Here is a 20,269-nt window from a genome sequence, read left to right on the forward strand (position 1 = left end):
CGAAACGGCGCGATTGCGAGGGCTCAGTCAACCTGCGCAAACCGCTCCACCAGCCAATCGATAAACACCCGCACCCGATTGCTCAAATGCCGGTTCGGCGGATACAGCACATGAAACGGATACGCCGGCGGGCGCCAATCCTCGAGGATCGGCACCAGTTCGCCGCGCTCGATGGCCGTCCTCACCGTGTAGTTGAAGGTGTGGATGATCCCCAGTCCGGCGAGCCCGGCCGCCAGATGCGCGTTGCTCTCGTTGACGCTGATCAGGCCTTTGCCTTCGATCTGATGGCGTTCGCCGTTGCGCTGGAAGTTCGACGGCAGGATGCGCCCGGTGGAGGCCGAGCGGTAAGCGATCAGCTGATGGCTGGCCAGGTCGAGCGGGTGGCTCGGGGTGCCGTGGCGTTGCAGATAATCGGGCGTGGCGCAGGTGGTCCAGGACACTTCGCCGAGGCGGCGCACGGCCAGGGTCTGTTCGGTCAGCGGGCCGCCGCGAATCACGCAGTCCACCCGTTCACTGATCAAGTCCACCGGGCGGTCGCTGACGCCCAGATCAACTTGGATGTCCGGATAGCGTTCGAAGAACTTCGGCAGTTCGGGGATCACCAGCATCGTCGCGGTCGAGCCGCCGATGTCCACGCGGATCCTGCCGCGCGGCAGCCCTTGCGCCTGGCTGAAGCCTTGGTCGATGTCGTCCAGTTGATGCAGCAATTGTTGGGTCAGTTGGTAATAGGAAGCGCCGTCGGCGGTGACGGTGAGGCGGCGGGTGGTGCGTTGCAGCAGGCGTACGCCGAGGTGGTTTTCCAGTTGGCCGATCAGTTTGCTGACGGTGGTTTTCGGCAGGTTCAGCGAATCGGCGGCTTTGGTGAATGAACCGCTTTCCACGACGCGGGCGAAGGTGCGGATCGCCATTAACTGATTCATCGGTTCGGGCTCGGTGGGGTAGATGCGGTTGAGTATTGTGCATGTCTGTGCACAAACAAAACCGATTTTGCGGATTTTTCAATTCAATCGATCGGCCTAAAGTCGCTTCCAACGGCTCACCTACGACCCGTCACCTACCTCGAAACGGTTACTGGAGATTCATCATGAGCAACAGACTTGAAGGCAAAATCGCACTGATCACTGGCGGCACCACCGGCATCGGCCTGGCCTCGGCGCAGGAATTCGTCGCCCAGGGCGCCACCGTATTCATCACCGGCCGTCGTCAGGCCGAACTGGACAAAGCGGTCGCCGCCATCGGCCCGCGTGCCATCGGCATCCAGGGCGATGTGGCGAAGCTGGAGGATCTGGATCGCATCTACAGCGAGATTTCCGCCAAGGCCGGGCACCTCGACATCCTGTTCGCCAATGCCGGCGGCGGGGACATGCTGCCGCTGGGCTCGATCACTGAAGAGCACTTCGACCGGATTTTCGACGCCAACGTGAAGGGCACGCTGTTCACCGTGCAGAAGGCCTTGCCGCTGCTGCGCGATGGCGCCTCGATTCTGCTGACCTCGTCGACCACTTCGGTGCAGGGCACGGAGAACTTCAGCGTCTACAGCGCGAGCAAAGCGGCGGTGCGCAACTTCGCGCGGTCGTGGCTGCTGGACCTGAAACCTCGGCGTATCCGCGTCAACGCGATCAGCCCTGGCCCGGTGCGCACGCCAGGTCTGGCGGGGCTGGTGCCGGCGGAACACACGCAAGGACTGTTCGATCAACTGGCGTCTATCGTGCCGATCGGGCGCCTCGGCGAGCCGAGCGAGATTGCCAAGGCTGCGTTGTTCCTGGCCTCGGATGACAGCAGCTTCGTCAACGGCATCGAATTGTTCGTTGACGGCGGTACTGCGCAGATCTGATCTGACTCAAACCGCTTGATGCCCCGGCACTTGTTCAGTCGAGTGCCGGGGTTTTTCCGTTTCTTCGTCCGGCGCGTTGTCCCAGATCAGGCGCGGGTCGAAACTCATGGCCGAGAGCATGGTGAACACGACCACCAGGCCGAAAAACAGAATCCCTACGCGCGGCTCGATATCCCCCAGCGCCTGGAATTTCACCAGCGCCGCCACCAATGCGACCACCAGCACATCAAGCATCGACCAATAGCCGATCAGCTCGACGAAACGGTACAGCTTCGAACGCTCCTTGCGCGCCCAATGGCTGTCCCGTTGCACGGTGACCAACAGCAAGGTCAGCGCAACGAATTTCACCCCCGGCACCGCAATACTGGCGATGAAGATGATCAGGGCGATGTCCCACGCGCCATGTTCCCAGAACTCCAGCACGCCGCTCATGATGGTGCTGTCGGCGCCGCTGCCGAGCAGGGTGGTGTTCATCACCGGCAGCAGATTCGCCGGCACGTAAAACGCCAGCGCCGCGAACATGTAGGCCCAGGTGCGGGTCAGTGAGTTGGTCTTGCGCCAGTGCAGCGGCGCATCGCAGCGCGGGCACTGGTGCGGTTCGCCGGTCATGTCGCAGGCCAGCCCGCAGCTGTGGCACAGGCAGAGATTGAGTTCGGTTGCCGTCGGTGGTCGTTTCATAGGATGTCCCACAGTTCGCGCACGTCGCGCCCGGCGATGCGGATCAGCAACAGACTGAGCACGGCCAGCGCAAACAGGCCGATACCAGGAATGACGTCGAGCATGCCCGCCAGTTTGAACACCGCCACCATCGCGCCGAGCAAACACACTTCGAGCATGCTCCACGGCCGCAATGTTTCCAGCCAGCGCATGCACAACTTGAACCCCGGCGAACGGCGTGAGGCGAGGGCGAAGCTAAGAACCCAGATCAACAACACCAACTGAAAGGCCGGGGCGATGATGATCGATATGGCCGCGACCATCGCCATGAAGGTGATCGGCCCCTGACTCAGGGCCAACACCGAATCCCAGAGGGTCGCGCTGTTTTTCAGGCCCTTCATGCTGATGCTCATCACCGGGTAGAAATTGGCGAACAGCCACAGCATCGCCGCGGTGAAGCTCAGGGCCAGGCGTTGCTCCACGCTCAGGTTGTTGTAGCGCTGGAGCACGGCGCCGCAACGCACGCAGAGGGTCTTCTGGTGTTTGGCCAGCACGACTTTTTCGTACACGCAGTCGCAATGCTCGCAGATGATCAGTTGATCGGTGCTGGCCATGGGGCGCTCGACGGGAGGAGGGCTTGAACCCTCTTCACTATAGAAGCGCTGGGGCATTCGGCAACCGGGGTGCCATTCGTCCAATACCGGGCACTAAGCACCACTCACTCGTTTCACACCTTCAGGTACGAACATTGCGCACCAGAACGGAGAACCCCATGGATATTGATGAAAATGCACCCGGCAACCTGTCACAACAGGCCGTGACGCGCACCACCGACAACGAAACCGGCCATGATCCCCGCAAGGATGAGTCGCCAGTCCCCTTGCCGCCGGACGATGAAGCACCACTGGAAGAAGACATGAGCGATGTGGCGGCCAATGATTCGGTGGGATCCGAGCATCCGCAGGACGGCAACCGCTCAGGAAGCGCCGACGCCAATCCTCAGAGCACCGCCAAGGATGATGAAGACAGAGGGGCGCGTGGCCTGCCGGCGAGCGATCCGGAGTCGGGCGCCTGATTGCGCGACGATCCATTTAAAGGCGTTTAGCGCAGCCGATCGAATCAGAGAACCGGTTGCGTGGCGTCCTCTTCCGCAATGGCCGCCCGCACACTGGGCCGTTCGCCGATGCGCGTCATGTAGTTCGCCAGCGCTGGCCAGTCTTCGATGGCGATACTGAATGTCGGCAACCACTTCAGCACTGTGAATAGGTAGGCATCCGCTACACCGAACGCCTGCATCAGAAAGGGCTGGGTCGCGAGAATGCGGTTCAGGTAATCCAGACGCTTGAACAGTTTGTGTTTGAAGATCGTTTTGGTGGTTTCCGGGATTTCGCTGCTGAACAACGGCGCGCTGCCGCCATGAATTTCCGAACTGATGAAATTCAGGTATTCCTGCAAACGCGAACGTTCCCAGGTGCCATTGGCCGGGGCCAGCGAATGGCCGGGTACGAGGTCGGCGAGGTATTGCAGAATGGCCGGCCCCTCGGTCAGCACTTCACCGTTGTCGAGCATCAGCGCGGCCACGTAACCCTTCGGATTGATCTGGCGAAAGTCCCGGCCGTCGGCGGTTTGCTTGGTCTGGTTGTTGACCCGGATCAGCTCGAACGGCAGCGCCAGTTCGCGCAGCACAATGTGCGGCGACAGCGAACAGGTCATGGGGGCGAAGTACAGTTTCATGGGATCTCCTTGCAGGTAGAGCCTCAGAATCCGCTATCGCCGCGCCGCTTCGCAAAGGACAAATGCAGTGCTAGCGTATGACAAAATCTCATGGTCTGAAGAGGTCATATGCTCCCCCGACTGCCATCGCTCAACGGATTGCGAGCCTTCGAATGTGCCGCCCGGCACATGAGCTTCACCCGCGCCGCCGAAGAACTGAACGTCACGCAAACTGCGATCAGCCATCAGATCCGTCGCCTCGAGGATGAACTCGGCGTGCGTCTGTTCATGCGTTTGAAGGACGGTTTGGCTTTGACCGAGGAGGGCAATGCTTATTTTCCCGGCATCCGCTCGGCGTTTCTTGAGTTGCGTTACTCGACTGAAAAGCTGCTGGAATCGAGCAACAACAGTGTCCTGACCATCAGTACTTTGGTGTCGGTGGCGTCCAAATGGTTGTTGCCGCGTCTGCCGTCGTTTCGCGAAGCGCATCCGCAGATTGATGTGCGGATCAGCGCCTCCACCGAGCTGGTGGGCTTTCGCAAGGCCGGGATAGACGCGGCGATCCGCTACGGTAACGGCGAATGGCCTGGACTGCGGGCTGACTGGCTGATGTCCGACGAGATCTTCCCGGTGTGCAGCCCGCGACTGCTGACCGGCGATAAGCCTTTGAAGACGCCGGCGGATCTGGCCCATCACCCTTTGCTGCAAGTCAGCGGCCTGACCGCCAATGACTGGAACGACTGGCTGCACGCGGCGGGCCAGCCACCGCTCACAGCCAAAGGCCCGCGACTGACCTTCGATCTGGCAATGATGGCCGTGCAAACCGCGATTGACGGGCAGGGCGTGTGCATCGGTCGCTCGACCTACGTCGATGACGATTTGCGCGCCGGGAGACTGGTGGCGCCGTTTGATCTGCGGCTGAAGTCCACGTCGGGTTTCTACTTTGTCACGCCCCATGAAAACGCCGAGTCGAAAAAGATCGTGGCATTCAGGCAATGGCTGTCAGACGTGCTGTGAGTTGTATGCGTGTGTATCAATCCCGCTGCCGTACACAATCGGGTAACAAACCCCGACCTCAGGACACATCCCGCGTACATGCCTCGGCCAAAGTAGTCGTCAACACATCACTACTTTCAAGAGGGCAACACCATGCGCCGCACACTTCTGATGACCGCTGCCGCCGTATTCGTTTCGCTGACCGGCCTCGCCCACGCGGCTGACACCCCATCCGCCGCACCTGCGAAGAACTGGCAACAAGGCCTGAGCCGTACCGATCTGGTCCGTCAGGATCTGGGTGCTGCAGATCGCGAGGTGATCCAGGCTCGCGTCGATTTCGAACCGGGCGTCACGTCGCCTAACCATGCGCATCCGGGTGTGGAAGTGGCTTACGTGATCAGCGGCACGTTCGAATATCGGCTCGAAGGGCAGGCGCCGGTGACGCTCAAGGCGGGGGACTCACTGTTCATCCCGGCCGGTGTGGCGCATATCGCGAAAAACGTCGGCAACGAGAAGGGCTCGGAACTGGCGACTTACATCGTCAAGAAGGGCGAGCCACTGCTGATTCTCAAGCAGTAACGCTCCGCGAAAACGAAGAAGGCCTGCCGATGTGGCAGGCCTTTTTGCGTCCGCTGTTCAGCGTATCAGTGGGTGTGCACCGGGTAGTCGGTATAGCCACGCTGATCGCCGCCAAAGAACGTGCTCGGGTCCGGTGCGTTGAGCGTCAGGCCTTCGCGGATTCGCCGAGGCAGATCGGGGTTGGCCAGAAACGGTCTGCCGAACGCGATAATGTCGGCGCGACCGTCGGCCAGGGCCTGTTCCGCCGACTCGGGGTCGTAGCCGCCGGCGATCATCAGCACGCCATCCCAGGCATCACGCAACTGAGCGATGATCGCGTCCCAGCGCGGATCGAAGTTTTCATCCTTGACGGTGCCGACCACGGCCGGCTCGACCAGATGCAGATAGGCCAGTTTCCAGCGGTTCAGCGAGCGCACGATGTAGCCGAATGTGGCCTCCGGCGATTCATCGCCCATGCCCATGAAGCGGCCCATGGGCGTCAGGCGCACGCCGACCCGGTCGGCACCGACTTCGTCGACCACGGCCGCCACCACTTCCAGCAACAGGCGCGCGCGGTTTTCCAGGGTGCCGCCATAACCGTCGGTGCGCTGGTTGCTGTTGCTGTTGATGAACTGGTCCAGCAGATAGCCGTTGCCCGCGTGAATTTCCACACCATCCATCCCGGCGTTCAGTGCATTGCGGGCGGCGCGGCGGTAGTCGTTGATGATGTCGGCGATTTCCGAAACCTGCAGTGCGCGCGGCACGGGCACGTCGCCCCAGACACCGTTGCCCTCGGCATCGACGATGAAAGTCGTGCCCGGCACAGGCAATGCGCTCGGCGCCACCGGCAGTGCGTTGTCCGGTTGAAAGCTTGGGTGCGATACGCGGCCCACATGCCACAGCTGCATGAAGATCAAGCCGCCGGCCTCGTGTACCTGGCGGCTGACTTCGCGCCAGGCTTGCACCTGTTCATCGTTGTAGATGCCAGGCGTCCACGCATAACCCTGGCCCTGACGAGAAATCTGCGTTGCCTCGGTGATGATCAGCGCGGCGCTCGCCCGCTGGCGGTAGTACTCGGCGTTCATGGACGTCGGGATGTCGCCCGGTTGCCCGGCACGGGAGCGAGTCAACGGCGCCATCGCCACCCGGTGGGGAAGTGTGTAGGGGCCGAGGGTGATGGGACGGAACAGTTGTTGTGTCATGGGGTTCTCCAGTCTTCGAAAAAGTTTGGTGGACGGTGTCGGACATTTGGCCCGACACCGGATGGCCCTACGTTAAGCGGCTGTCCGGCGCTTGATAATCCACACGCGACGCCACGCTGCATTGCGTGACATGCAACGTGGCGCGGTTCAGGAAGGCTGTTGCGAGCGGGTCAGGGGCAGGTTCAGCCAGCGCCGTCCGGTGGCATTCGCCAGGGCATTGCCGATGGCGGCGGCCATGGGGCCCTGGACGATTTCGGCGGCTCCCAGAAACGGTTGCCCCGGCTGGTCGAGCAGGTGAACGTCGACCTTTTTGGGCACTTGCGAGAAGCGCAGGATCGGGTATCCGCTCCAGTCGTAGCTGCGGATGCCACCGGCGTCATAGCCGACCTTTTCATACAGCGTCCAACTGGTGGACTGCACGATCCCGCCCTCGACCTGGTTGCGCAGGCCATCGGGGCTGACGATCTGCCCCACGTCCACTGCGGTGACGACGTGGTCAATCTGCACTTCGCCGGTCTGCGGATGCACCCGCAGACGCACGGCAATAGCGCAATAGCCCATGATGTTTTTGTAGCGCGCGAAGGCGAAGCCAAGGCCTGCGCCGGGTTCACTGCTTTTTTGCGGCCAGCCGACGGCATCGCGAACCTTTTCCACAACAGCCCGTGCCCGAGGATCGGTCAGGTGTGCCAGGCGCAGGGCAACCGGATCGACTGCGGCCTTGGCGGCCAGCTCGTCAATACAGGCTTCGATGGCGAAGACGTTGATGTGTGCGCCGAGCGAGCGCATGGCTGAGGTGCGGAATGGCATCTCGGTGACGAAGTTCATGTCGATCCGCGAGGAGGCCACGGTGTACAGCGGCACCGCGTTACGATCGCCATCGCCTTCAGGCTGGGCGATCGGCACCGACGGTGCGGAAGCGAACGGCCGGGCCAGCAGGCGTGCAGGCAGCAAGCGCCCGGCGTTGACGATGCGTTCGTTGTGCGGCGTGGTCCACAGCTCATAGTTCCAGTCCTGCAGCCGACCCTGTGCGTCGAGGTTGGCTTGCACTTCGGTGACCATCGCCGAGCTGTAGGGCTCCCAGAGGTTTTCCTGCTCGCGCATCCACTGCACCCGCACCGGCGTGCCCGGCACGCGCATGGCAATCAGCGCCGCGTCGGCCGCGGCATCGTCTGCGCCGTTATGGCCGTAACAGCCGGAACCTTCAGTGTGGATGCAGCGCACGCGCTCGGGTGGCAGCCGCAGCATCTCGGCGATGCCGGCGCGCAGCGGATACACGCCCTGGGTGTGGGTCCAGACGGTGAGGGTGCCGTCCTTGAACCAGGCCACGGCGCAGGACGGGCCGATCGAGCCATGCATCAGATATTGCTTGGTCACCCGGGCGCGATATTGGTTGGCAGTCGCGCCCTGGGGCGTGCCTTCATGGCTGATCGGATAACGACGCGAGGGCAGGCGCTTGAGCAGCGCATGGATGTCGCGCGATTCGGGAGTCGCCAGTCCGCCGCTCCAGCGCGCCGAGGCGTATCCATGACGCATGGCTTTGATCGCTTGCCATTCGTCCCGCGCTACCACGGCCAGATAATTGCCGTCGCGAATCACCTGCACCACCCCGGACAGCTTCTTGATCGATTCAATATCGATGGCTTCCAGCGTGCAGCCGGGGCGCGGCGGGCGGATGACCCGGGCGTGGAGCATGCCCGGCAGGCGAATGTCTTGCACGAACGCCGCGCCGCCGCTGACTTTGCCCGGGATATCCAGACGTGGCAGCGAATGGCCGATGAGCTTGAATGACGCCGGCGGCATCGAGGGCGATGCGGATTTTGCGTAGTGGTGCAGATCCACATCCTGCACGGCGTCGGCGTAGGACATGCGTTGCCCGGTCGGGCCGAGAATGATGCCGTCGCGAGTCGTCAGCAGTGCCGGCGCAACGTTCCAGCTGCGCCCGGCCGACTCCAGTAGCATCTCGCGCAATTGCGCCGCTGCGTTGAACAGCGCGGTGCCGCTGTCGAAAATCGTGTGGCTGCCGGCGGTGTAGCCTTCGTTGGGCGTCAGTGCGGTGTCGGCGGTGAGCAGGTTGATCGCGGTCGGGGCGACCTCCAGCCGTTCAGCGGCAATCTGCAGTAACGCGGTTTTGACCCCGGTGCCCAGTTCGACCTTGCCGGTGTAGACAGTGATGCCGTCGTGGCCGACGCGGATCCAGGCATCGAGCCAGGGGTTGGTGCGCAGGCTGCCGGGCAAGTCCGGCGCCAGCACGACCGTGCCGAGGGTATCGACTTCGGTGTCAGCCAGGGCGCGGCGCGAGACCGGTACCAAAGCAAACGCCACCAGCAGCGCGCCCCCGCGCAGGAACGCGCGGCGACTGTGATCGACCTCGTTGATCGTCGTCATTGCGCACTCCCGTTTTGCCGGGCGACAAGGCTGATCGCCTCGATGATGCGCAAGTGCGTGCCGCAGCGGCACAGGTTGCCTGCCATGTGCTCGCGAATGGTCTGTTCGTCGGGATGCGGATTGCTTTCCAGCAGTGCCTGCGCACGCATCAACATCCCGGCGATGCAGTAACCGCATTGAGCAGCCTGCTTGTCGATGAACGCTTGCTGCAGGGAGCCGGGGTGTTCGGCGGTTCCCAGACTCTCGACCGTCCGCACCTTTTTGCCCTCAAGGCCGGCGCAGGGTGTCAGACAGGAAAACACCGGTTGGTCATCGACGATGACGGTACAGGCGCCGCATTGGCCCAGGCCACACCCGTACTTGGCGCCGTTCAGGCCCAGGTGATTGCGCAGCGCATAAAGCAGCGGCATGTCGGGTTCCAGCTCGAGAGCCTGGGAAGAACCGTTGACGTTGAGGGTGATCTGAGTCATTTCGTCTCCTGACGTAGCGCTTGGAGGGTGGCAGGAAGGTCGGTCCACGGATGATCGGGGCTGGCCTGATGGCGCAGGTAGACGGCCAGGGCGTCGAGTTGAGCGTTGTCGAGACTGGCGGCGAACGAGGGCATCACCGGACCGGGCTGGCCGGGTTCTGCCGGGATGCCTTCGAGTACGGTTTTCACAAAGTTGCGCGGGCTGGTGGCCTGCAGCGCCGAGGTGCGATCCAGTGCCGGGCGTCCGTCGATGTCACGCATCGGCGCGCCTTGGGCATGGCAGCCGGCGCAGGCACTGGCGAACAGCAGCGCGCCAGAGGATCGATCCGCAGGTTCAGCGCTGACGCTCGGGATTTCGTTGATCGCGGTTTTCGCCGGCAGACTCAGCAGGTATTCGGCAATCGCCTGGGCATCTTCTGTGGGCAAGCGCGCCAGACCGAGACTGACCGGGCGCATCGGGCCCGCCGCCGTGCCGTGTCCGTCGACCACTTCGGCTCGCAGGTAACTCACCAATTGTTCGCTGCTCCACGGGTTTGCCCGGTGCGCCATGCCCAGCAGTGACGGCGCGTCCCAGCCATCCACACTGCCGCCGGCCAGGTTTTCGCCGGATTTCTCGGCACCGATCAGGTTCAACGGCGAATGACAGCCCGCGCAGTGACCCGGACCTTCGACCAGGTAACGCCCGCGATTCCACGTCTGCGATTGCTCCGCCAGTGGCGTCAGCGGCTTTCCGTGCAGGAACAGCAGGTTCCAGAACGACACCAGTGGCCGGATGTTCATCGGGAAGTTCATGCGGTTCTGTTGTGGCGGCGAGTCCACGGCGGGGCCGCTCATCAGGTACGCATAAGCGTCGGCGATGTCGTCCTGGCTCATGCGTCGGTAATGAACGTAGGGGAAGGCCGGGTACAGGAAGTGGCCGTCGCGGGAGATCCCTTCACGCATCGCCCGCTCGAAGGCCGGCAGCGACCATTGGCCGATGCCGGTCTGTGGATCCGGAGTGATGTTGGTGCTGTAGAGGGTGCCGAACGGCGTCACCAGCGGCAGTCCACCGGCCAGGTATTGGCCGCCGGGACGCGTGTGACACACCGCACAGTCGCCAGCCTCGACCACTCGTGCGCCGCGTTGCCGTTGCGCGGAGTCGAAGGTTTGCGGGCGTTCGACCGGCGCAATTGCCGGCCGCCACATCAGCGCCAGGGCAGCGATTGCGCCGATCGACGCGAGGGCTGCCGCGCTGACCCACAGCGCTCTGGATCTCATGAAATGGCCGTTCATGAGCGTTGGCCCAAGAGGCACGCGGTGGGCGTGAGGGACGGATTCGGCATCTTCGACAACTCCTTGAACGACCGGGGAAGGGCGCCGATGCAAAGCCCTGCGCCAGGTGCCCAAGGGTAGAGAAGGTGCAAACGTCCGAGTATTGCCAGACCGCGCAATAGCACGTTGCGCCAAGTGCAACGCCGAGGGTCGTTGCATTTGGCGCATCACTCAATTGCCTTTGGGATGGATACTCGAAGGCCTGCGCGACCCTTAGCCTTGGCGTCACTTTCCCAACTCATTGAGGTGTCATCATGCTTACGGGCAATCCGGCAGCGGCGGCCAAGGCCGAACCATCCGCTTCTCTTTCCGGCCTGATGGTCGCGTTCCTGGCATTCTGCTGCGGCGCGGTCGTGGCCAACCTTTATTACGCTCAGCCGATCGTCGAACTGATCGCGCCGCAGATCGGCCTGTCCAGCGCCAATGCCAGTCTGATCGTTTCACTCACGCAGTTCGGTTATGCATTGGGCCTGCTGTTGCTGGTGCCGCTGGCCGACCTGATGGAAAACCGTCGGCTGGTGGTGGGCTTTACCCTCGCGGCGAGCGTGACGCTGTTGTGCGCCGGTCTGACGCATTCGCCGTCGATGTTCCTTGTCCTGTCGTTGCTGATCGGCCTGACTTCGGTGGCGGTGCAGATTCTGGTGCCGTTGGCCGCGCATCTGGCGCCCGAGGCGACCCGTGGCCGGGTGGTGGGCAACATCATGAGTGGCCTGTTGCTGGGCATTCTGCTGTCGCGGCCACTGTCGAGTCTGCTGGTGGAAGTGTTCGGCTGGCGCGGTGTGTTTTTCAGCGCGGCGGCACTGATGGCCGTCATCGCACTGATCACGGCGATCGCCTTGCCGCGCCGCGTCCCGAGCCATCAGGCGACGTACGCTGCGCTGATCGGCTCGGTGTTTGCGCTGGCCCGTCGGCACGCGGTTCTGCGTCAGCGTTCGCTGTATCAGGGCTTGCTGTTCGCCAGCTTCAGCCTGTTCTGGACCCTCGCACCGATCGAGCTGATGCGGCACCACGGTTTCAGTCAGGCACAGGTGGCGATTTTTGCCCTGGTCGGCGCTGTCGGCGCGGTCGCAGCGCCAATTGCCGGGCGGCTGGCCGATGCCGGGCACGGTCGGCGCGGGACGCTCGTGGCACTGTTGCTGGCGCCAGCCTCCTTGCTGATCGCCGCGCTGCCGGGCAGCGGCTATGTCTGGCTGGTGGTTTGCGCGGTGCTGCTGGATTTCGCCGTGCAACTGAACATGGTGCTCGGCCAGCGCGAGGTGTACGCCATCGATCCGCACAGCCGGGCACGTCTGAATGCCGTGTACATGACCAGCATCTTCGTCGGCGGCGCGCTGGGATCGCTGGTCGCCAGTCCGCTCTACGAACAATTTGGCTGGAACCTGTCCGCCGTGTCCGTGGCGTTGTTGCCAGCACTGGCCCTGGCGCTGTTCCTGAGCCGCAAGGCCGATGCCTGAACCGCAGGCACCGCTGAGTCCGATGAAGCACGGTCCTACAAGACGATTGGCGAACGGTGATGCACAATCATCACCGTTTCCTTTCGATCGGGCTCCACTTATGGACAAGTTGCTGGCACTGAAGATGTTCGTTGAAACCGTCCGTTGCGGAGGTTATTCCTCGGCGGCGCGCAAACTCGGCATCTCGACGTCCTCGGTGACACGCCAGGTGGCAGGGCTGGAAAACGAATTGGGCGCCAGCCTGCTCAATCGCACGACACGCAACACCAGCGTGACGGTCGCCGGCCAAACCTATTTCGAGAAAGCGGTGGCCATTCTCGATGCCATCGATGAGGCCGACGCGGTTGTCGCCGACCGTGGCAGCGAGGCGCAGGGACGCCTGCGCATCAGCGTGCCGGTCGAATTCGGCCGACAGATCATTGCACCGCAACTGGGGGTATTGCTCGACCGCCATCCGGGGCTTGAAATCAGTGTGTCGTTGAGCGATCAGGTCAGCGATCTGCTGAGCGAGCAGATCGATGTCTCGGTGCGCCTGGGATCGTCGGTGGTCAGTGACGATATCGTCAGCAAGCGGGTGGGCGGCTTCCAGCGCTGGGTGGTGGCGAGTCCGGATTACCTGAGCCTTCACGCTGTTCCGGCGCATCCACGAGACTTGCTCGAGCAGCAATGCCTGCGCTTCGACTACGCTGGTTCGCACCAGCACTGGACGTTCCAGGGCGACGAGGAAACCATCCAGCTCAATGTCCATGGCCGCCTGCAAAGCAACAACGCCGATATCCTGCGCGAAGCAGCGGTGGCGGGGCGCGGGGTGGCGCTGCTGGCCGACTGGCTGGTGCGCGCCGATGTCGAGGCCGGTCGGTTGACGCGGCTGCTGGAGGGTTATGAAGTCAACCCCGGTAATGCGAGCTGCTGCATCAATGCGTTGTACCTGCCGAATCACCGGGGCTCCAGCCGTATCAATGTGTTCATTGATTTTCTGGCGGAAATTCTGGCGACGGATCCATCTAGTCAACGCTAGATTGCCGTTTGCTGACGCTGCGCTATTGGTGGGTCAGGGTTCTCCCGCCGGCAGTGCTCCATTCCCTTAACACCTTCGTTTGATTGCCGCGTGTCGGTTTTACTGCAAAGATTTTCGTTGGTTTTTCCCCCTGCATTTCTCTCAGCTACGGTTAGCAATGGTGCCGAACGGCATACAGGTAACGGTGCCCCATGATCCAGCGATTACCAACGGCTGCGACGGCGATGAATGAAGGCATGCAGATTCTGTGGGACGACGGAGAACGCATTCTCCACCGGGCCAGACGTGCTTCTGGCGGTCGCGAGGTTGATGTCCTGATCGCCTCGCTCGCTGCGGAGCAACCATCGGGCGCCAGCGTCGAGCGTCTTGCCCATGAATTTTCCCTGAGAGACCAATTGGAGGGCGACTGGGCGGCGTGCTCCCTGGAGCTGTTGCAGGACGATGGCCGCGTGCAACTGGTGCTCGAAGACCCGGGTGGTGTGCCGCTGGCCCGTTTGCTGACGGCTCCCCTGGACGTTGCGACGTTTCTGCCGTTGGCCATCAGCATCGCGGTGGCGCTGGGCAAGTTGCATCGGCGCGGCCTGATTCACAAAGACATCAAGCCCGCTCACCTTCTGGTTAATTGCCCCGACGGTCACGCCCGACTCACCGGTTTCGGCCTGGCATCGCGCCTGCCTCGCGAACGCCACGCCGCTGAGCCACCCGAGACGTTGTCCGGGACCCTGGCCTATATGGCTCCGGAACAGACGGGCCGGATGAACCGCTCGGTGGATTCGCGCAGCGACCTCTATGCCTTCGGCGTCACGCTCTATCAAATGCTCACCGGGTCGTTGCCGTTCAGCGCTGCCGATCCGATGGAATGGCTGCATTGCCATATCGCGCGCACGCCAATGCCGCCGAGTGCGCGCGTGGCGACCGTTCCCGAGATGCTGTCGCGGATCGTCATGAAGTTGTTGGCCAAGACCGCCGAGGAGCGTTATCAGTCTGCGCTTGGCGTCGAGCAGGATCTGCGCCGTTGTCTGGCAGGCTGGCATCAGCGGCACGTGGATGAGTTTGCGCTGGACGAGCAGGGGACATGCGACCGTTTGCTGATCCCCGAAAAACTCTACGGCCGAGAGGCTGAAGTCCAGACGCTGATCGCCGCATTCGAACGGATCGCCGTCAGCCGCCGACCGGAGCTGGTGCTGGTTTCCGGCTATTCGGGCATCGGTAAATCCTCGGTGGTCCACGAGCTGCATCAAACCCTGGTGCCGGTGCGCGGATTTTTCGCCAGCGGCAAATTCGATCAGTACAAACGCGACGTGCCTTATTCGACCCTGGCCCAGGCGTTTCAGGGACTGGTGCGCACGCTTCTGGGCCAGAGCGATTTGCAGATGGCCGGCTGGCGCAATGCGCTGCAGCAAGCGCTGGGCGCCGAGGCGCGGTTGGTGACGGACCTGATCCCGGAACTGAAACTGATCATCGGCGATACGTCGCCTGTGGCGGATCTGGAACCGCCACAGGCGCAACGCCGGTTCTTGCGGGTATTGCGACGGTTCATCGGCGTGTTTGCCCGCGCCGAACATCCACTGGTGCTGTTTCTCGACGACTTGCAGTGGCTGGACGTGGCGACGCTCAATTGGCTGGAGGAACTGCTGACCCGTTCCGACTTGCAGCACTTGATGCTGATCGGCGCTTACCGCAGCAACGAGGTGGATGCCTCGCACCCGTTGAGCACCCGGTTGAACGCCATCAAAGCGGCGGGCGGCCGGGTGCAGGAGATAACTTTGTTGCCGCTGGCCCGATCGCACATCGAGCAATTGGTCGCCGAGTCGTCGCGTTCCGAGGGATCGTACATCGCGCCGCTCGCACAACTGATTCTGGACAAGACCGCGGGCAATCCCTTCTTCGTCATTCAGTTTCTGCAAACCCTGGTCGAACAGGACCTGCTGACCTTCGACCATGACCGCCGGCAGTGGGTCTGGGACGCAGAACGTATTCACGCCAAGGGCTACACCGATAATGTGGTCGATCTGATGCTCGACAAACTGGCGCGGCTGCCTGCTGAAACGCAGCAGGCGTTGCAGCAGCTCGCCTGCCTGGGCAACGTCGCCGATGTCGCTTCACTGGCGACCGTTCTGGGCCTGCCTGACGGGCAGGTTCACGGGGTGTTGTGGCCGGCGGTTCGTCACGAGTTGATCACGCGTCAGGACAGCGTCTATGGCTTTGTTCACGACCGGGTCCAGGAAGCCGCGTATCTGCTGGTTGATGAGGCCTCCCGTGCGCAGCATCACCTGCGGATCGGGCGTTTGCTGGTGGAGAAGACGCCGGCAGACAAGCATGAAGAAAGGATTTTCGAGATGGTCGGCCAGCTCAATCGTGGCGCCGTGCTGATGGACCGACAACAGGAGCGCGAACACCTCGCGCAGTTGAACCTGCTGGCGGGCGAGCGGGCCAGAGCGTCGACGGCCTACGCTTCGGCGCTGACGTATTTTGCCCAGGGCGCAGCGCTGCTGGATGAGGACGGCTGGGAGCATCAGCGTGAATTGATGTTTGCGCTGGAGTCCGGCCGGGCCTTGTGCGAATTCCTCACCCGGCAATTAGGGGCAGCCGAAGCCCGCCTGCGGCAATTGTCACGCCGTGCAGAGTCCTTGATCGAACGCACCCGGGTCGCCTGCCTGCAAGCGGATCTCTATCTGATTCTGAACCAGAGCGACAACGCGGTGGCGGTGTGTCTGGCTTTCCTGCGTTATCTGGGGATCGAGTGGTCGCCTCATCCCGATGACGATGAGGTGCGGGATGAATACCTGCGGATCGGGCAACGGCTGGGCGAGCGCCCCATCGAGGCATTGATCGACCTGCCGCCCATGGTGGATGAATTCGCACTCGCCACCCTTGAAGCACTGACCAAGCTGATCGTCACGGCGGTCCACATGGACGGCAATCTTCCGGGCCTGGCCATGTGTCGGGCGATCAACCTGAGTATCGAATACGGCAACAGCGATGCTTCGTGCGTGGCCTATGCCAACGTCTCCCGGATCGCCGGACGACGGTTCGCGGACTATCCGGCCGGTCTGGCGTTCGCGGAGCTGGGCTGCCGGCTGGTCGAACGGCGCGATCTGGAACGCTACAAGGCACGTACGCAACTGGCGTTCTGGCTGTTTGCCAAGCGCTGGGCTCAACCGATACGCACGTGCCTTGAACCTTTGGCCCAAATATTTGAAGTGGCGAACCGCACCGGCGATCTGCCGATTGCCGCGTTTACCGGCAACAGCCGGGTTTCCAACCTGCTGGCCACTGGCGAGCCTTTGGCCGGGTTGCAGGAGGAGGCTGAACGCGGGCTGGCGTACGCCAGAAAAATCGGCTTCGGCGTGGTCATCGATTTCATCGAAACCCAGTTGGCGTTTATCCGGATGCTTCGGGGCCAGACGCCAATCTTCGGCGATATCGGCCCGGGAGCGTTTTCCGAGCGCCACCCCGAGGATCACCAGACCTCGCTGGTCGCGATTTGCTGGCACTGGATTCGCACGTTGCAGGCCTGCTATTTCGCCGGTCAGTACGAGGCAGCAGCAGAGGCCGGCGTGGCCGCTCGACAATTGCTTCGCTCATCGCACTCGTTCCTCGAGGAGGCCGAATATTGCTTCTATCAGGCCTTGACCTTCGCCGCCCTGTGCAGCGCCAAGCCTGCCGGAGAGCGGCACGAGCAACTCGAGGTCATTACCGCGCAATACCGGCAACTGCAGGTCTGGGCCGAACTCTGCCCGGACAATTTCGCCAGCCACGCCGCGTTGCTGGCGGGTGAAATCGCTCGCCTTGAAGGTCGATTGCTGGAGGCCGAACATGGCTACGAGCAGGCGATCGAACTGGCGCAGCGCAGCGGCTTCCTGCAGATCGAAGCATTGGCCAACGAGCTCGCCGCGCGCTTCTATCAACACCGTGGGTTGCAAAAGATTGCCCGGGTCTATCTGCAGGATGCCCGCTACGGCTACCAGCGCTGGGGTGCCGAGGGCAAGGTTCGACAACTGGAGGCCGAGCACCCGTTTCTGCGGGTCGAAAAACCGCTGCCCGGTCCCACCAGTACCATCGCGACACCGGTCGAGCATCTGGACTTGGCCACCGTGCTGAAGGTGTCGCAAGCGGCCTCCAGTGAAATCGTCCTCGAAAAGCTGATCGACATGATCATGCGCACGGCGATTGAACAGGCCGGCGCACAGCGCGGCGTGCTGATCCTGACGGAGCAGGGCGAGCAGCGGATCGTCGCCGAGGCAACTACCCGCGATGACACCACTCACTTGGATCTGCACGATGCGCCGGTGGCGACGAAGCTGCTGCCGGAGTCGGTCCTCAACCACGTGCTGCGCACCCAGGAAAATCTGGTGCTGGATGATGCTTTGGGCGAACCATCGTTCGCTGCCGATCCGTACGTTCGCCAGCATCGCGCGCGCTCGGTACTGTGCCTGCCGTTGCTCAATCAGGCGAAGCTGATCGGCGCGCTGTACCTGGAAAACAACCTGACGTCACGGGTATTCAGCCCTTCGCGGATCGCCGCGCTCAGGCTGGTCGCTTCACAGGCAGCGATCTCGCTGGTCAATGCGCGCCTGTACCGCGATGTCGCCGAGCGCGAGGTAAAAAGCCGTGAGAGCGAGCAGCGTTATCGCGAGATACAGGCGGAGCTGGCCCATGCCTGCCGCGTTGCGACGATGGGGCAGCTCGCGGCCTCGATTGCTCATGAAGTCAGCCAGCCGCTGGCCTCGACACTGGCCAGCGCCCAGGCTGCCTTGCGCTGGTCGGGTGCCGCGCCACCGAACCTTGAGGAGACTCGCCTGTGCCTGGAGCGCATCGTCAAGGATGCCCATCGGGGCAGTGAGGTGCTGGATCGCATTCGCGGGCTGATTCGCAAGGCCCCTCAGCCGAAGGAGCCGGTCAACTTCAACGAGGTGATTGGCGAGGTCATCGAGATCACCCAGAGTCAGGCGCAGAAGGGTGGAGTGCTGGTGGAGGCGCAGATGGCGTCCGGTTTGCCACGAGTTGATGGCGACCGGGTCGAGCTGCAACAAGTGGTGCTCAACCTGGTGATGAACGCGCTGGAAGCCATGAGCGGTGCAGGCGTCATCAAGGGAGTGCTGCGTATCTGCACGCAGACCAATGAAGCGGGGCAGGTGTGGGTTTGTGTCAGCGATTCGGGACCGGGTTTCGGCGCGCATTCGATCGGGCAGTTGTTCACGCCGTTCTACACCACCAAACCCACGGGGCTGGGCATGGGGCTGTCGATTTGCCGCTCGATCATCGAGACCCATGGCGGCCAATTGTGGATCGAGGCCAATCAGCCGTGCGGTGCGATCGTCCAGTTTGTTCTGCCGGCCGATGCCGTACTGCTTCCGTAATCACAAAAAAAGGCGCCCGCCAAAATAACCGTGGCGGGCGCCTGGGAGTGCGCAGCAGTAGAGTGATCGTGGAGCGTCGGGGGATCAGGCCACCGGAATCAACGGGTCGGCAGCGGCCAGTGCGGTTGCACGATCGGCGGCCGGTGGGTAAATCCATACGGTGTTGATCTGGGTCTTGAGGTCTTTGGCTTCTTGCCCGACCAGTTTCAATTGGCGGTCCCAGCCTTCGGTGAACACCGCGCCCCAGGCCCCGAGGTCAAGGCAGGTCACGTACTTGGGCTGGCTGTAGGTCATCGGTGCGATGCCGATCAGGTCAGCCGCCACGTTGTTGCCGGCATAACGGCCCAGGCAAATGGCGTGCTGGCAGGACATTGCAGCGTAGTTTCCGAGATCATCCGTGGCGGCATAAGCCACATCGCCGGCGGCGAAGACATCCACGTGCCCTAGCACTTTCAGGTTGCCGTCGACATGCAGACGACCCTGCGGATCACGGCTGCCAGGCACCTGTTCGGTGAGCGGGCTGGCGCGGAAACCAACAGTCCAGACGACGGTGTTGGACTCGATCCGTTTGCCGTCGGCCAGGGTCACGCCGCCGGCATCCACCGAGGCGACCGAGGCGTTGACTATCCATTCAATGCCCAGCTCTCGAGACGCTTCGACAATGGACGGGCGAATGCCGTCACCCATGGTCGCGGCGATTTGCGGCGCGCGATCCACCACGATGACTCTGATCTGCGCATCGTCACCCAGTGCGGCACGCAGGCGGGCCGGCATTTCGGTGGCGGTTTCGATCCCGGTAAAACCGCCACCGGCGACCACCACGGTATTTCGCGCAGCGCTCGGCGGCTGGTTCTTCAAGGACTTGATATGGGCTTCGAGGCGGGCGGCTTCTTCGATCTGATCGACGTCGAAGGCGTGTTCGATCATGCCCTTGAGCGGTGGGCGAATCACGCGACTGCCGGCGGCCAGTACCAGTCGGTCATAGCTCAGTGTGCCTTGGGTGCCGAAGGCATCGCTGTAGGTCACTTGCTTGCTGGCGGTGTCGATGCTGTCGGCGATGCCTTTGACGAATTTCACGCCGACCGCATCGAACAGTTCACCCAGCGGCGCCTTCATGTTGTGGACATCCGGCTCGTAGAAACGCGGGCGGATGCGCAGTTCTGCCTGGGGCGCGAGGACGGTGATCTGCACGTCGTTACGATCATGCTGGTCCAGCAGACGTGCGGCGCTCAAGGCGCTCCAGACTCCACCAAACCCTGCGCCTATCACTAAAATGTGCTGTTTCATCGGATGACTCCTGAGGAAATTC

Annotated in this window: 15 protein-coding genes and 1 pseudogene; 7 read left to right on the forward strand and 9 right to left on the reverse strand. The window is 62.7% G+C overall.

What is annotated here, in order from left to right; all coding sequences use genetic code 11:
• Positions 1 to 23: 23 nt before the first annotated feature.
• Positions 24 to 920: a LysR substrate-binding domain-containing protein gene (locus tag ABTV87_RS13350; RefSeq protein WP_433899724.1), complete on the reverse strand. Its 897-nt coding sequence runs from the start codon at positions 918 to 920 to the stop codon at positions 24 to 26.
• Between the two features lie 164 nt (positions 921 to 1,084).
• Here ABTV87_RS13350 and ABTV87_RS13355 point away from each other — a divergent pair, with 164 nt between their 5' ends.
• The gene (locus ABTV87_RS13355; RefSeq protein ID WP_011333861.1) at positions 1,085 to 1,834 is read left to right on the forward strand and encodes an SDR family NAD(P)-dependent oxidoreductase; all 750 of its coding nucleotides are present in this window, start codon (positions 1,085 to 1,087) and stop codon (positions 1,832 to 1,834) included.
• 6 nt (positions 1,835 to 1,840) lie between these two features.
• Here ABTV87_RS13355 and ABTV87_RS13360 read toward each other — a convergent pair whose 3' ends face one another.
• Together ABTV87_RS13360 and ABTV87_RS13365 are read right to left on the reverse strand one after the other, a co-directional pair.
• On the reverse strand, positions 1,841 to 2,512 hold the full coding sequence (locus ABTV87_RS13360; protein WP_085604341.1) for a paraquat-inducible protein A: 672 nt from the start codon (positions 2,510 to 2,512) through the stop codon (positions 1,841 to 1,843).
• Positions 2,509 to 3,105, reverse strand: coding sequence for a paraquat-inducible protein A (locus ABTV87_RS13365; RefSeq protein WP_011333863.1), 597 nt, complete (start codon positions 3,103 to 3,105; stop codon positions 2,509 to 2,511). Before ABTV87_RS13365 ends, ABTV87_RS13360 begins: the two co-directional genes overlap by 4 nt.
• A gap of 158 nt (positions 3,106 to 3,263) precedes the next feature.
• On the opposite strand from ABTV87_RS13365, the pseudogene ABTV87_RS13370 reads away from it, so the two are divergent.
• Positions 3,264 to 3,455, forward strand: a pseudogene (locus ABTV87_RS13370) (hypothetical protein); the annotation flags it as partial.
• A 155-nt stretch (positions 3,456 to 3,610) separates the two neighbouring features.
• Here the strand turns inward: ABTV87_RS13370 and gstA are convergent.
• Positions 3,611 to 4,225 carry a glutathione transferase GstA gene (gene gstA, locus ABTV87_RS13375; protein ID WP_433899725.1) on the reverse strand — a complete coding sequence of 205 codons (615 nt, stop codon included), beginning with the start codon at positions 4,223 to 4,225 and terminating at the stop codon, positions 3,611 to 3,613.
• Positions 4,226 to 4,333: 108 nt separating this feature from the next.
• Between gstA and ABTV87_RS13380 the strand changes: the two genes are divergently transcribed.
• Together ABTV87_RS13380 and ABTV87_RS13385 are read left to right on the forward strand one after the other, a co-directional pair.
• The gene (locus ABTV87_RS13380) at positions 4,334 to 5,221 is read left to right on the forward strand and encodes a transcriptional regulator GcvA (protein WP_433899726.1); all 888 of its coding nucleotides are present in this window, start codon (positions 4,334 to 4,336) and stop codon (positions 5,219 to 5,221) included.
• 132 nt (positions 5,222 to 5,353) lie between these two features.
• A complete protein-coding gene (locus tag ABTV87_RS13385; RefSeq protein WP_433899727.1) occupies positions 5,354 to 5,779 on the forward strand; it encodes a cupin domain-containing protein in 426 nt (141 codons plus the stop codon).
• Positions 5,780 to 5,844: 65 nt separating this feature from the next.
• Here ABTV87_RS13385 and ABTV87_RS13390 read toward each other — a convergent pair whose 3' ends face one another.
• The 4 genes from ABTV87_RS13390 to ABTV87_RS13405 form a co-directional block, all read right to left on the reverse strand.
• A complete protein-coding gene (locus tag ABTV87_RS13390) occupies positions 5,845 to 6,960 on the reverse strand; it encodes an alkene reductase (RefSeq protein ID WP_433899728.1) in 1,116 nt (371 codons plus the stop codon).
• A 147-nt stretch (positions 6,961 to 7,107) separates the two neighbouring features.
• The gene (locus ABTV87_RS13395; protein ID WP_433899729.1) at positions 7,108 to 9,345 is read right to left on the reverse strand and encodes a molybdopterin cofactor-binding domain-containing protein; all 2,238 of its coding nucleotides are present in this window, start codon (positions 9,343 to 9,345) and stop codon (positions 7,108 to 7,110) included.
• Positions 9,342 to 9,815, reverse strand: a complete 474-nt coding sequence (locus tag ABTV87_RS13400; RefSeq protein WP_433899730.1) for a (2Fe-2S)-binding protein — start codon at positions 9,813 to 9,815, stop codon at positions 9,342 to 9,344. Before ABTV87_RS13400 ends, ABTV87_RS13395 begins: the two co-directional genes overlap by 4 nt.
• Positions 9,812 to 11,071, reverse strand: a complete 1,260-nt coding sequence (locus ABTV87_RS13405; protein ID WP_433899731.1) for a c-type cytochrome — start codon at positions 11,069 to 11,071, stop codon at positions 9,812 to 9,814. The genes ABTV87_RS13400 and ABTV87_RS13405 overlap by 4 nt, the downstream gene beginning before the upstream one ends.
• Positions 11,072 to 11,379: 308 nt before the next feature.
• Here ABTV87_RS13405 and ABTV87_RS13410 point away from each other — a divergent pair, with 308 nt between their 5' ends.
• The 3 genes from ABTV87_RS13410 to ABTV87_RS13420 all read left to right on the forward strand — a co-directional run bounded on the left by ABTV87_RS13410 (position 11,380) and on the right by ABTV87_RS13420 (position 18,960).
• Positions 11,380 to 12,579, forward strand: coding sequence for an MFS transporter (locus ABTV87_RS13410; RefSeq protein WP_433899732.1), 1,200 nt, complete (start codon positions 11,380 to 11,382; stop codon positions 12,577 to 12,579).
• Between the two features lie 100 nt (positions 12,580 to 12,679).
• Positions 12,680 to 13,597 (forward strand): LysR family transcriptional regulator, encoded by a 918-nt coding sequence (locus tag ABTV87_RS13415; RefSeq protein ID WP_221533788.1) that lies wholly within the window; start codon positions 12,680 to 12,682, stop codon positions 13,595 to 13,597.
• Positions 13,598 to 13,833: 236 nt separating this feature from the next.
• On the forward strand, positions 13,834 to 18,960 hold the full coding sequence (locus ABTV87_RS13420) for a trifunctional serine/threonine-protein kinase/ATP-binding protein/sensor histidine kinase (RefSeq protein WP_433899855.1): 5,127 nt from the start codon (positions 13,834 to 13,836) through the stop codon (positions 18,958 to 18,960).
• Between the two features lie 84 nt (positions 18,961 to 19,044).
• Here ABTV87_RS13420 and ABTV87_RS13425 read toward each other — a convergent pair whose 3' ends face one another.
• Positions 19,045 to 20,247, reverse strand: coding sequence for an NAD(P)/FAD-dependent oxidoreductase (locus ABTV87_RS13425; protein ID WP_221533789.1), 1,203 nt, complete (start codon positions 20,245 to 20,247; stop codon positions 19,045 to 19,047).
• Positions 20,248 to 20,269: the final 22 nt, after the last annotated feature.

It is taken from the genome of Pseudomonas sp. PSE1(2024) (genome assembly GCF_050990555.1).
Lineage (GTDB): Bacteria > Pseudomonadota > Gammaproteobacteria > Pseudomonadales > Pseudomonadaceae > Aquipseudomonas > Aquipseudomonas aphyarum.

Bases quoted from the DNA above. Each gene is read 5' to 3' on its own strand.
- ABTV87_RS13350 (WP_433899724.1), bottom strand. From the start codon at position 920: ATGAATCAGTTAATGGCGATCCGCACCTTCGCCCGCGTCGTGGAAAGC.
- ABTV87_RS13355 (WP_011333861.1), top strand. From the start codon at position 1,085: ATGAGCAACAGACTTGAAGGCAAAATCGCACTGATCACTGGCGGCACC.
- ABTV87_RS13360 (WP_085604341.1), bottom strand. From the start codon at position 2,512: ATGAAACGACCACCGACGGCAACCGAACTCAATCTCTGCCTGTGCCAC.
- ABTV87_RS13365 (WP_011333863.1), bottom strand. From the start codon at position 3,105: ATGGCCAGCACCGATCAACTGATCATCTGCGAGCATTGCGACTGCGTG.
- gstA (WP_433899725.1), bottom strand. From the start codon at position 4,225: ATGAAACTGTACTTCGCCCCCATGACCTGTTCGCTGTCGCCGCACATT.
- ABTV87_RS13380 (WP_433899726.1), top strand. From the start codon at position 4,334: ATGCTCCCCCGACTGCCATCGCTCAACGGATTGCGAGCCTTCGAATGT.
- ABTV87_RS13385 (WP_433899727.1), top strand. From the start codon at position 5,354: ATGCGCCGCACACTTCTGATGACCGCTGCCGCCGTATTCGTTTCGCTG.
- ABTV87_RS13390 (WP_433899728.1), bottom strand. From the start codon at position 6,960: ATGACACAACAACTGTTCCGTCCCATCACCCTCGGCCCCTACACACTT.
- ABTV87_RS13395 (WP_433899729.1), bottom strand. From the start codon at position 9,345: ATGACGACGATCAACGAGGTCGATCACAGTCGCCGCGCGTTCCTGCGC.
- ABTV87_RS13400 (WP_433899730.1), bottom strand. From the start codon at position 9,815: ATGACTCAGATCACCCTCAACGTCAACGGTTCTTCCCAGGCTCTCGAG.
- ABTV87_RS13405 (WP_433899731.1), bottom strand. From the start codon at position 11,071: ATGAGATCCAGAGCGCTGTGGGTCAGCGCGGCAGCCCTCGCGTCGATC.
- ABTV87_RS13410 (WP_433899732.1), top strand. From the start codon at position 11,380: ATGCTTACGGGCAATCCGGCAGCGGCGGCCAAGGCCGAACCATCCGCT.
- ABTV87_RS13415 (WP_221533788.1), top strand. From the start codon at position 12,680: ATGGACAAGTTGCTGGCACTGAAGATGTTCGTTGAAACCGTCCGTTGC.
- ABTV87_RS13420 (WP_433899855.1), top strand. From the start codon at position 13,834: ATGCAGATTCTGTGGGACGACGGAGAACGCATTCTCCACCGGGCCAGA.
- ABTV87_RS13425 (WP_221533789.1), bottom strand. From the start codon at position 20,247: ATGAAACAGCACATTTTAGTGATAGGCGCAGGGTTTGGTGGAGTCTGG.